The sequence below is a fragment of the Algorimicrobium bowmanii genome (assembly GCF_054031195.1).
The window spans coordinates 817,442-830,724 of the sequence record NZ_CM132929.1; the positions used below are offsets into that span (position 1 = coordinate 817,442).

The window sequence follows — 13,283 nt, forward strand, 5'->3', positions numbered from 1 at the left end:
ACAGCATAGATGAATTTAAATTATATAAAACCAAATAGTTGGTCCATTATTGAAGTAGGTTTTAATCCGGATCACGTAAAAGCCTCTGAAAGTTTATTTAGTATCGGAAATGGTGCTATGGGGCAACGTGCTAATTTTGAAGAATATTATTCAGGAGCTACCTTTCAAGGGAGTTATATTGCCGGAGTATATTATCCAGATAAAACACGTGTTGGTTGGTGGAAAAATGGCTATCCGGAATATTTTGCTAAAGTATTGAATGCACCAAGTTGGATTGGGATTAATGTTAGTGTAAATGGAGAAGCTTTGGATTTATTTACTTGTAAAAGTGTAAGTGATTTTAAGCGTGAACTAAATATGAAAGAAGGCTGGTTAAATCGGTCTTTTAAAGCAGTTATGCCTAATGGAATTGAAGTAGAAGTTAACGCTAAACGTTTTTTAAGCCTTCAATTAGATGAAGTAGGTGCAATAAATTATCAAGTTACACCACTTAACGCTGATGCTGAAATAACATTTCAACCTTATATAGATGCTAATATAAAGAATGAAGATACTAATTGGGAAGATAAATTTTGGGAAACGCATAAGGTAGACCATGATAAAAACCAAGCTTTCATTGAAGCAGAAACAATGAAAACGGCATTTCATACTTGTACATTTATGGCTACAGATGTTTACTTAAACAACGAAAATCTAAATATAAATCCAGATGTAGAGGTTAATAGCCAGCAAGTATTTTTTAGTTATACTAAAAGTGTGAAAGCTAATGAAACATTTAGTGTTCATAAATTTGGTGGATACACTGTAGATAGAAATTACGATAAGAAATCACTAGTCAAAGCGGCAAAATCTGTATTAAAGGAGGCTACTACTTTAGGTTTTGATTCATTATTAGAGTCTCAAGTTGATCAATGGGCAAATATCTGGAAGTTAGCAGATATTACTATTGATGGTGATGTGAAAGCCCAGCAAGGTATTCGTTTTAATATCTTTCAATTAAATCAAACTTACTTAGGTACGGACTCTCAGTTAAACATTGGTCCAAAAGGATTTACAGGTGAAAAATACGGCGGAAGCACCTACTGGGATACCGAGGCTTATTGTATTCCTTTTTATATGGCTACTAAAGATCAGAAAGTTGCTAGAAATTTATTAGAATACCGTTATAACCATTTAGGTAAAGCTATTGAGAATGCAGAAAAACTAGGCTTTTCTAATGGAGCAGCTTTATACCCAATGGTTACTATGAATGGGGAAGAGTGTCATAATGAATGGGAAATTACATTTGAAGAAATTCATAGAAATGGTGCTATCGCATTTGCTATATTTAACTATTACAGGTATACAAATGATTACTCTTATATCCCAGAAAAAGGACTGGAAGTATTAATTGGTATCGCTAGATTTTGGCAACAACGAGCAACATTTTCTGCTGCCAAAAATCAATATGTAATTTTAGGAGTTACAGGTCCTAACGAATATGAGAATAACATTAATAATAACTGGTATACAAACTATATTGCACAATGGTGTATTAATTATGCATTAGAGAATTTAGAAAAAGTTTCTAAAGAATATACTTCCGATTATACGCGTATTTGGGATAAAACTCATTTATCCGATGCAGAGTTATTAGTATGGAAAGCAGTAGCCGATAATATGTATTTCCCGTTTTCAGAGTCTGAAGACGTATACCTTCAACAGGATGGATTTTTAGATAAAGAATTAATAACCGTTAAAGACTTAGATGCTTCACAACGTCCAATTAATCAGAAATGGTCATGGGATCGCATCTTACGTTCACCATACATTAAACAAGCTGATGTTTTACAAGGATTTTATTTCTTTGAGTCCGATTTTACAACGGAGCAATTAGAAAAACATTTCGATTTTTATGAGCCATTTACAGTTCATGAGAGCTCGCTTTCTCCTTGTGTTCATAGTATTCAGGCGGCTAAATTAGGACGTATGGATCAAGCATATCAGTTTTACCTTCGTACCTCTCGTTTAGATTTAGATGATTATAATCACGAAGTGGAAGAAGGACTTCATATAACTTCTATGGCTGGTACTTGGATGAGTATCGTAGAAGGTTTTGGAGGTATGCGTGTATTAAATAACACCTTGTCTTTTAGTCCTAAGATTCCAAAGCAATGGGATGGATATTCATTTAAAGTTAATTTCAGAAATCAGATTATTAAAATTTATGTAAGTCACAATGATGTTAAATTTGATATGGAAGGCGCTGATAGTCTTGATATACTTGTTAATGATAAAATGGTAACTATTCAGTCTAGTACAACTGTTACTGTTTAAAAAACATATAATTATGAAACGCGTATTATGTATTGGGTTACTATTATTGACTCAGGTGATTTTAGCACAAGTAACTGTTTTAGTCGAAGCAGTTCCTGAGCAAACACCTGAAGGCGCGTCTATTTTTATTTCTGGTAATTTCGAAGGTTGGTCTGGAGGCAATAAAACCTACCAACTTCAGAAATTAAAAGCGGGATATAGCATAACCTTGCCTAAGCAACCGGAAGCTATTCAGTTTAAGTTTACTCAAGGTACATGGAATTCTGTTGAGTGTCATAGTAACGGAGAGGCTTTAGAAAATAGAACCTATAAGTTTACGCAAAACCCTGATACCTTACGTGTAAAAATTGAAGGATGGGCTAATTTATTTCAAGCTGATACGGCTTCAACTGCAGCCTCAAATGTGTCTGTTATTTCAGAGCATTTTAAAATTGAGCAATTAGATAGAGAACGTCGCGTTTGGATTTATTTGCCTCCTAATTATAAGGCGTCACAAAAATCTTATCCAGTTGTGTATATGCACGATGGACAGAATTTATTTGATAAGATAACTTCTGGATATGGTGAATGGGGTATTGATGAGACATTAAATAAACTATCTGAAACGAAAGGATTAGATCTTATTGTTGTTGGCATAGATCATGGTGGGGATAAGCGTTTAGATGAATATTCTCCATGGAAACACGCTAAGTATGGTGGTGGCGAAGGGGATGCGTATTTGTCTTTTTTAGTTGAAACCTTAAAACCTTATATAGATGCCAATTATAGAACGCTTCCTAATAGGGAGCAGACAGCTATTTTTGGAAGTTCAATGGGTGGGCTAATCTCGCATTATGCGGCGTTAAAATATCCTGATGTTTTTGGGAAAGTAGGTGTGTATTCTCCTGCTTTTTGGTTTGCACCTCAAGTTATGACGTTTTCTCAAAATCATGCAAACCTAAATGCTACTAAAATGTATTTTTTAGCAGGAGGAAAAGAAGGTGAGAAAATTGAGAGGAAGGAGATTAGTCAGACTGTTAAAGATATGAATAGTATGATTTCTGTATTGAAAACCAATGGTTTTTCAGGGGAAAACATCCAATCTAAAATAGTTCCAGAAGGGAAACATAATGAAAAATTATGGCGTTCTAATTTTGAGGAAACCATACTTTGGCTTTTTAATGATCGTATAAAAAATCGTGAGTTTATAGCAGTAAAATCAGTTGATAATACTCTGGAGTTAGCTGTTTCAGATGGGGTGTATTATTTCAAATTTTACACACCTCAAATAGCCGAAACTACTTTTGTTCCAGAAGGGGAGGTTGTAAAACCAGAATCGCACGCTGTAGTTTTGGATAAAAACTTCACAACAACGGTGTTTAGTGAAACCTCTAATGAGATTCGCTTTGCCACCCCCGATTTATCCATAGAAATTACAAAGGAGCCATTTCATATAGCTTATTGGTATCAAGGGGAACAAGTTACTTCTGAAAAAAATGGCTATCAGAAAACGGCTAATTTTGAAACGTTACAATTTAATTTAAAACGTGATGAAGTGCTTTATGGTGGTGGTGCCCGAGCCTTAGGAATGAATAGGCGTGGTAATCGTTTGCAGCTATATAATAAAGCGCATTATGGTTATGAAACACATAGTGAGCTCATGAATTTTACGATGCCTATAGTTATTTCTTCAAACGGCTATCTATTGCATTTTGATAATGCGCCAATCGGCTATTTAGATTTAGATAGTAGCGGAACAAACACTTTAACTTATGAAACAATTTCCGGGCGTAAAACCTATCAGGTTGTTGTGGGTAATTCGTGGTTGGATTTAATAAATAATTACACGCAACTTACAGGAAAACAACCTATGCTACCTAGTTGGGCTTTAGGTAATTTTTCTAGTCGTTTTGGTTATCATTCTCAAAGTGAAGTAACGGAAACAATTGCAAAATACGAAGCTGAAGATATTCCTGTTGATGCTGTTATTCTAGATCTGTTTTGGTTTGGTAAAACAGTAAAAGGTACTATGGGGAATTTAGAATGGGATCGTGATTCTTTTCCAAACCCCAAACAGATGATTAAAGATTTACGGGCTAAAAATGTAGAAACCATTTTAGTTACGGAGCCTTTTATTTTAACAACTTCTAATCGTTGGGACGAAGCCGTAAAGGCTAATATTTTAGCAAAAGACTCTCTCGGTAACCCTTTTACTTACGATTTTTATTTTGGTAATACCGGATTGGTAGATATTTATAGTACAGCTGGCAATACGTGGTTTAAAAATATTTATAAAAACTTAGCAGCTCAAGGTGTTTCTGGTTTTTGGGGAGATTTGGGCGAACCCGAAGTGCATCCGTCTGATTTACGTCATGCAACAGGAAGTGCTGATGAAGTTCATAATATTTATGGCCACGATTGGGCAAAATTGGTTTATGAAGCGAACCTCGAAGTAAACCCCAATAAGCGTCCGTTTATTTTAATGCGTGCGGGATATTCCGGCTCACAACGTTATGGTTTAGTGCCGTGGTCTGGTGATGTAAATCGCACGTGGGGAGGCTTACAAAGTCAACCTGAAATTGCATTACAAATGGGAATGCAAGGATTGGCATATATGCATAGTGACTTAGGTGGTTTTGCAGGAGCTAATTTAGATGATGAACTTTATATAAGGTGGTTGCAATATGGGGTTTTTCAGCCAATATACAGGCCACATGCTCAAGAAGAAGTAGCTAGTGAGCCTATTTTTAGAAGTACAAAAGCTAAGAATTTAAGTAGGCAGGCCATTAAGTTGCGATATGCGCTTTTACCTTATAACTATAATTTGATGTTTGAAAATAATCAAACAGGTGCTCCATTAATGCGTCCCTTGTTCTTTGATGAACCAGAAAACAAAGACTTGTATGATTATTCGGAGGCTTATCTTTGGGGGCATGATATTTTAGTAGCCCCAATTTTAAAATCAGGAGTTACACAGAAAGCAATTTATTTTCCAAAATCTTATAATTGGTTTGATTTTTATACTGATAAAAAAGTAGCGGGCGGTCAAATAAAAAATATTCCTGTTACTATAAATTCTATACCAACCTATGTACGTGGAGGTGTCTTTATTCCTATGGTAAAGCCTGAACAAACTACAAAGGTTAATTTTGGCAATGATTGGGACCTACATTACTATGTTGACGCGTTAAAATTAAAGAGTAAGCAAAAATTCTATAAAGATGATGGACATACCTTAAATGCCTATAATAAGAATCAGTATGCTATTTTACATGTTAAGGCCGAGAATAAAGATCGAATATTAGAATTTGAATTTCATGAAACTAAAGGCGATTACTACAGAGTTAATCTAACTAAGTTTAATGTTATAATCCATAAAATTGAAAAGGCTCAAAAATATATAAAAATCAACAATAAAAAGGTGAATGTCGTTTGGGATAAAGCATCTGAAACACTAACAATACCAGTTGAGTCTAGTTTTGAAAATAATACGAAGATTAAAATTAAATTAAAATAAAAATGAAACACTTTTCCATATTATTTGTTCTTGTTCTGACCTTCATTTCATGTAAAAATGAACAAGAAATAAAATCACAATTACCTACTGAAGAACTTGAAGTTAATGAAATTGAACCCATAACGGATAGCATATTAGAATCGGCCGTAATATATGAGGCTAATATTCGCCAATACTCACCAGAAGGAACTTTTGATGCGTTTACAAAAGATATTCCTCAACTTAAACAATTAGGCGTTAAAGTGATTTGGCTAATGCCTGTTTTTCCAATTTCTGAAACTAAACGTAAAGCTACGGGAGGTGAAAATAGTCAGTTTGCCAGTGAGTTTCCTGAAGAGGAACAAGACAAGTATTTAGGAAGTTATTACGCGGTTTCCGATTTTACTAAAATTAATCCTGAATTTGGAACCATTGAAGATTTCAGAGAGTTAGTAACTAAAGCGCATGAAAATGGTATTTATGTAATTCTTGATTGGGTTCCTAATCATACAGGTTGGGATCATATATGGATTCAGAATCATCCTGATTATTATACGCAGAATGAAGCTGGAGAAATTATACATCCTGAAGATACCGATTGGACCGATGTTGCCGATTTAAACTATGATAATCAGGACATGCGTAAAGAAATGATAGCTGATATGACACATTGGATTATTAATGAAGATATTGATGGATTCCGATGTGATGTAGCCGGTTCGGTACCTGCCAACTTTTGGGAGCAAGCCATTCCTGAGTTACGAAAAGAGAAGCCTATTTTTATGCTAGCGGAAGCCTGGGAGCCTGCTTTATTGAAAGATCAATTGTTTGATATGGCTTATGCTTGGGATGGTCATCATTTAATGAATGGGATTGCACAAAAAGAAAAGAATTTAGAAGATTTTAGTGCTTATATATCTAAAATTTCTTCTGATTATGAAACGAATGATATATTAATGAATTTTGTAACTAACCATGATGAAAATTCATGGAATGGAACGGTGCAAGAGCGAATGGGTGATGCATCAAATGTCATGACGGCTTTAGCTTATGTTCTTCCGGGAATGCCATTAATTTATTCAGGACAAGAGTATGATTTAGATCACCGTTTGAAATTTTTTGAAAAAGATTCTTTTCCTAAAACGAAAGGAACTACTTGGAAGTTACTAGAACAATTAGGGACCTTAAAGCAAAATCATGTGGCTTTAAATGGTGGAAAACAACCAGCTTCGTTTAAGATTGATGAAATGGAAAATAGCCACCTCTTAAAAATTACACGTGAGAAAGCAGGAAAAACACTTGTTTTTATTGCTAATATGTCTGAAGAAAAACAATCCGATAAATTAAACCTTGACGGAAGTTATACGGATTATTTGAAGCAAGAAACTGTAAACTTTAAAGCCGAAGATTCTATTAGTTTAGAACCATGGGGATATAAAATATTTACAAATTAAATTATGAGAAAATTCGCTATCCTTCTATGTGTATTTATGGTTTTTAATTGTCAAGAAAAACCTAAGACACCAAAAAATGACACTCCGGAAACACCTTTTGTTTGGGAAGCTGCTAACCTATACTTTTTATTAACCGATCGTTTTCATAATGGTAATCCCGAGAACGATGTTCAGTTTAATAGAACGGAGAAAACTGCTGTTTTACGAGGTTTTGAAGGTGGCGATTTAAAAGGGATTACAGAAAAAATTAAAGAAGGGTATTTTACAGAATTGGGTATAAATGCCATTTGGATGACACCCATAGTAGAGCAAATTCATGGTGGGACCGATGAAGGCACCGGAATAACCTATGGATTTCATGGTTATTGGACTAGTGACTGGACAGCTATTGAACCTAATTTAGGTACTAAAGCCGATTTAAAAGAATTGGTAGATACTGCGCATAAAAATGGCATTCGTATTCTTTTAGATGCGGTTATTAATCATACAGGTCCTGTAACAGCTGTAGATCCAGTTTGGCCAGAGGATTGGGTGCGTACTGAGCCGCAGTGTTCTTATCAAAATTATGAAACCACTGTTAGTTGTACACTAGTAGAAAACCTTCCAGATATTAGAACAGAAAGCGATGCTCCAGTAGAAATACCACCACATTTGGCTGAAAAATGGCGCTCAGAAGGTCGTTATGATACGGAAATGGCCGAATTAGATGCTTTTTTTAAAACTACAGGATATCCTAGAGCACCACGGTTTTATATAATGAAATGGTTATCAGATTATATCACCGATTACGGAATAGATGGATACCGTGTTGATACAGTTAAGCATGTTGAAGAATCTGTATGGCAGGAATTCAAAGTAGTTTGTGATAATGCCTTTACAGAATGGAAGAATAAGCACCCTGAAGCTGTGATAGATTCTAGTGATTTTTACCTTGTAGGAGAGGTTTATAATTATGGGATTTCTTCAGGCAAAGCATTTGATTTTGGAGATAAAAAGGTGAATTATTTTGATAACGCCTTTAATAGTTTGATTAATTTTGAGTTAAAGTGGCAAGTAGCTCAGCAGTCTAAAGAGGCTGTTTTTAGCTTATATTCAAAAAAGTTGCATACAGATTTAGAAGGCTATGGTATATTAAATTATTTAAGTTCGCATGATGATGGTCAGCCTTTTGACCCCGCCAGAGATAAGCCTTTTGAAACAGCTACGATGTTGTTGTTAACACCAGGAGCATCACAGGTTTATTACGGTGATGAATCGGCGCGTTCTTTGGTTGTTGAAGGAACAATAGGAGATGCAACGTTACGTTCCAAGATGAATTGGGGAGCTATTTATAATAATAGAGAAACCAAAGATATTTTAGCGCATTGGAGAAAATTAGGACAGTTTAGAGCTAATCACCCAGCAGTTGGTGCAGGTTTACATAAAATGATTTCTGAAACACCTTATGTTTTTAGCCGTGTTTATACTGAAAACACCTATACCGATGCTGTAGTTATAGGTTTAGACCTAGATACAGGGGTTAAAACATTATCGGTTGCTAATGTTTTTAACGATGGCGATGTATTAAAAGAAGCCTATTCTAACCAAATAATTGTAGTCGAAAATGGTCAGGTAACTATAACGTCACGCTATAATATTGTTTTACTAGAATTGAATAAGAACCCTAGTTAAAATAGAAATCTAATTCTAAATTATTGTTCAAGGCGGAGCTGATTCTATTTAATGATTTTTGTTATTAATCTAATGGTTTGTCGACCAAGATTAATAATTTGTATTTTTGTAGAAATATTACAACATGTCATTTAATAGTCAAACATATTCTCCGTTTCAATTGCGTATTAGCTTTCATAAAATTTTTGAGCAATATCGCGAAATGGCAAAAAGTTCAGAAGCATGGAAAGTAGCAAAAGCTCAATCTGTTTTAAAAATAGCAGAAACCTGTCCTGAATTAGAAGACGGATTTTCTGATGTGTCTATTCTTAAAATGCGCTCTGTAGAAATAGCAGAAATTCTTCAAGACTCATTTAGTAATTTACTTACTGAAAATGAAATTAAAGCAGCTTCAACACCTTTTGATAATACAATTTTTAATCTGTCAAAACGGTTCAAGCAAATAATAGCTGATGCCGGAAGTGGTTTTGAATTGGAAATAAAAAATATGGCCGAAGATGATAAGTTTATCATGGCTTGTATTATTATTTTAAATGTTTATTACGGCTACGAACTTCATTTTAAGCGTCCTTTTCATTATGAAATTCCAGATAAAAATGGGATAATTCGATACTATAAAATTCTGTATAATGCCGATTTTACAGAGATTTTAAAAACCGATGCAGCACCAATAATTACACAAGAAGATATTGATATACTATTAGATAATTTCGATAATATAACTCTTTGGAAAACTAAATTTCCTGATAACGCTTATGTTTTTAAAGGCTTTGTAATTTCAAATATATTTGATGTTACTGACGATTTTTCTATCTCAGAAATTAAGTCCAATTTAATAGCAGAAAATAAGCGCCAGGATAAAAATTTTATAAAAGATTTACAGTCTGTTTTTCAATCCTTTTTAAGAATAACAGATATCAGAGTTGGGTTTTCTGTGTATAATAAAGATGAAAGTGCTTTTGAACGTGTTTACGGTGAAGGCATGCATAGTTTTTTATTACATGACAATCCCATGGCTAATTGTGCCGATACGTTATGTAAATGGTCCTATAAAAAGTTGTTAGAGGAAAAGAAACATATATCGGTTTCTAATGTAGATTTAGCATATCAGAAAACTCAAGGTAAAGTGCCGCATATAAAAGTGTTGTATGATCAAGGGTTTAAAAGTGCCATTTTTGCGCCCATAGCAAACAAAGAAGGTTTGATGGGGATTTTAGAATTGGTGTCTGAAGAACCTAAAGTATTAAATAGTATTAATGCCAATAAGCTTGATGATGTTATGCCGTACATTGTGGCTACAGTCGAGCGTAGTAAGACCGATCAAGAGAATTTAATTGAAGCGGTTATTCAACAGGAATGTACATCTATTCATCCAAGTGTTCATTGGCGTTTTAAGCAAGCAGCACAAGCTTTTATAACCGAAAATAAATTGCAAAATAAAAATGTGCCTTTTCGTAAAATTTCATTCGAAAATGTATATCCATTATTCGGACAGATTGATGTAAAAGGATCTTCGGAAGCTCGGAATTTAGCAACCCAAAGAGATTTGTTGGAGCAACTAATGCATGCAAAACAAATTATTGGTAAAGCGAGCTTATATTTGAATATGCCTGTTTATGAGCAAGTAATTTTTCAAATAAAAAGATATTTAAATGAGGTTGAAAATGATTTTAAAGTGGATAGTGACCATTTAATATCTGAATTTCTAAAAATAGAAGTAACACCTTTATTACTGCTAATATCTAAAACGAATAAAGCGTTGCAGTCTGAAATAACAAGTTATTTTTCTAAAATTGATAGCGATTTAGGTGTTTTATATCAACATCGTAAAGACTACGATAGGACCATCGGGTTGATTAATAAAAATATGTCTACTATTTTGGATATGAAACAAATGGATGCTCAAAATATGTACCCACACTTCTTTGAGCGCTACAAAACCGATGGCGTTGAACATAATATGTACATCGGGGAGTCTATTACAAGAGAGGATAGTTTTAGCCTTATTTATTTATATAATTTACGTTTATGGCAAATTCAAGTCATGTGCGAAATGGAAAATGCTTACTACAATAATCAAGATCGTTACCCTTTAAAATTAGATGTGGCCTCAATGATTTTAGTATTTAATCAGCCATTGTCTATTCGTTTTAGAATGGATGAAAAGCAGTTTGATGTAGATGGTACTTACAATGCCAGGTACGAGGTGGTTAAAAAGCGTGTAGATAAAGCGTTTATAAAAGGAACAACTCAGCGTGTAACCGTAAAAGGAAAATTAAGTATCGTGTATTCTCAACAAAATGATGAAAATGAATACTTACAATACGTTCGTTTTTTCCAGGCTAAAAATATGCTTGGTGACGATTTAGAGGTTGTAGAGCTAGAAGATTTACAAGGTGTAACAGGGCTTAAAGCCATTCGTGTGAGTATTCTTTACACAAAAAATGAAATTGATAAGCCAGACTATTACACCTATGATGATTTAATAGATGTTATAGAAAATTAAAATTCTGCATTTTAAAAGAAATAACAAAAGCTAGTACCGAAATTATGATACCAATCATAAAAATAGAATAGGTAATTCTTAAAATACGATACTTACGGTTTAAAACTTTTCCTAGAAAATATAAATCTTTGGTTAGTGAGTTATAAACGTAATTTTTGTCTTTTAAAAGTTCGTTTATCGCCCATTCAAATTCTTCTAGTTTCATTTTATGAAAGTTTCCAAAGAATGTCAGATTTACACGTTTTTCGGCTACATCTTCTTTGGTAAATTGCCCGCGAGTAACATTTGGTCTTGTTGCAACTACCGATAATATGATGGACGTCACACTAAAGAGTACAAAAATCATAGTTGGTATAATTAAGTACGCATTTGAGGGGTTGTCTAATTTTGAGAATAAGTTAGATATAACCAATGATAGAATAATAGCGTTTATTGAAAGCAGAATATTGGCTTTTGTGTCCGCAATGTCACTCAGTTTAATGTGGTTACGTAATGCAACTCGATAAAATGTTTGAATGCCACGTTCGGGACTCTCATTTTTATATTGGGCCTTGTATTTAGCTTTTAACTTTTCTTTTTTTAGTTTTTTTGTAAACTTATTTTTAGAGCTAATTAAATCCGATAGGTTTTTATCTTTCTGATGTTGCCAATTCTTTAATGCATAGTCGGTGTAAAAAGTATGTTTTTCAGAAAGCATTTTTATGTTTTCATCCAACCATTCGTTGGCAGAGAAATTAACAATCCCCTGTATTTGTAATTCTTTTCTCAAAAGTTCACTTGCGTCTGTAAAATAATCTTTCCCGAAGTGTGAGCAATCAGCGTCTCTAAGTATTTTTTCAAGAGGTGTTTTTGGAGTTGCTTCAAACTGTGTAGCAAGAATACATGATTTTACCGTTTCAATTATATTAGGCGCTACATGATTAGATGCCAAAAAGGTTTCAGCTATTTTAGCGCTTTCACTTTCATGGTCGTCAATAGTTTCGGTGTATCCCGTATCGTGAAAAATAGCAGCCAATTGTAGGGTTTCTGAATCTTCAACAGTAAGATCAGAATGTTTAATTATCTCGCGTAAACTTTTTAGAACACGTTCTGTATGCGTAAGGTTATGATAAATAAAAGACGCGTCTAGTTCTTTTTTAAATAAATCAAAAACGTAAGCTTCAGCTTTTTCAATAATATTTGTCATAAATTTGATATCAGAGATGCAATTAGACGCACAAATTACTAAAAAATTACGTGAGTACTTGTCTTTATTGAAAGATGTATGTGCTGTAAGGGAATTGTAGTCTAACCGACCAATAAAATGGTTGATTATTTAAAGAAACTAAAAGTACTTCACATAATAGAAGTTAGAGTTTTAGTAGCGTCATTTAATAAAAGCAAAGAACAGTATGATAACTTGGAAAGATGTAATTCGTTATAGTGTGAATGGTAATCCCGAACCGAATAGACGGGTGGAGAAAACCGAAGCCGAATGGCGTGAACTTTTGACGCCTGAACAGTTTCGTATTACCAGAAATAAAGGTACTGAAATGGCAGGTACGGGAGCGCTTTGTAGTGCACATGAAGCAGGAAAGTATAATTGTGTTTGCTGTCATGAATCATTGTTTGATTCTACAATAAAGTTCGATTCACATTCTGGTTGGCCTAGTTTTACACAGCCAATAGTGGAGAACGCTATTAAGTATGAAAAAGATTCTTCCTTTGGTATGGTACGTGTTGAAGTAATGTGCAATGTTTGTGACGCACATTTAGGACATGTGTTTCCTGATGGCCCAGAACCTAGTGGCTTACGATATTGTGTTAATTCGGAATCTATGATTTTAGAAACAACTAACTAGATTGAATGATAAGATACACA

The 13,283-nt window shown here is 34.0% G+C and carries 7 protein-coding genes; 6 read left to right on the plus strand and 1 reads right to left on the minus strand.

The genetic code is table 11. The features are described 5' to 3' along the window. Window positions 1–9 precede the first annotated feature (9 nt). From ACW5R3_RS03560 to ACW5R3_RS03580, 5 genes are all read left to right on the plus strand, one after another. Window positions 10–2,316 (plus strand): glycoside hydrolase family 65 protein, encoded by a 2,307-nt coding sequence (locus tag ACW5R3_RS03560; protein ID WP_456578254.1) that lies wholly within the window; start codon window positions 10–12, stop codon window positions 2,314–2,316. Between the two features lie 13 nt (window positions 2,317–2,329). Beyond that, complete coding sequence (locus ACW5R3_RS03565; protein WP_456578255.1) at window positions 2,330–5,812, plus strand: TIM-barrel domain-containing protein; 3,483 nt, start codon at window positions 2,330–2,332, stop codon at window positions 5,810–5,812. Between the two features lie 2 nt (window positions 5,813–5,814). Further along, window positions 5,815–7,245, plus strand: coding sequence for an alpha-amylase family glycosyl hydrolase (locus ACW5R3_RS03570; RefSeq protein WP_456578256.1), 1,431 nt, complete (start codon window positions 5,815–5,817; stop codon window positions 7,243–7,245). A 3-nt stretch (window positions 7,246–7,248) separates the two neighbouring features. Next, window positions 7,249–8,916 (plus strand): alpha-amylase family glycosyl hydrolase, encoded by a 1,668-nt coding sequence (locus ACW5R3_RS03575; protein ID WP_456578257.1) that lies wholly within the window; start codon window positions 7,249–7,251, stop codon window positions 8,914–8,916. A gap of 124 nt (window positions 8,917–9,040) precedes the next feature. Further along, window positions 9,041–11,422 (plus strand): GAF domain-containing protein, encoded by a 2,382-nt coding sequence (locus ACW5R3_RS03580; RefSeq protein WP_456578258.1) that lies wholly within the window; start codon window positions 9,041–9,043, stop codon window positions 11,420–11,422. Here ACW5R3_RS03580 and ACW5R3_RS03585 read toward each other — a convergent pair. Continuing rightward, entirely contained in the window at window positions 11,409–12,608 is a 1,200-nt protein-coding gene (locus ACW5R3_RS03585; RefSeq protein ID WP_456578259.1) for a Pycsar system effector family protein, read from the minus strand. The genes ACW5R3_RS03580 and ACW5R3_RS03585 overlap by 14 nt on opposite strands. 205 nt (window positions 12,609–12,813) lie before the next feature. On the opposite strand from ACW5R3_RS03585, the gene msrB reads away from it, so the two are divergent. Beyond that, a complete protein-coding gene (msrB, locus tag ACW5R3_RS03590) occupies window positions 12,814–13,263 on the plus strand; it encodes a peptide-methionine (R)-S-oxide reductase MsrB (RefSeq protein WP_456578260.1) in 450 nt (149 codons plus the stop codon). Window positions 13,264–13,283 lie beyond the last annotated feature (20 nt).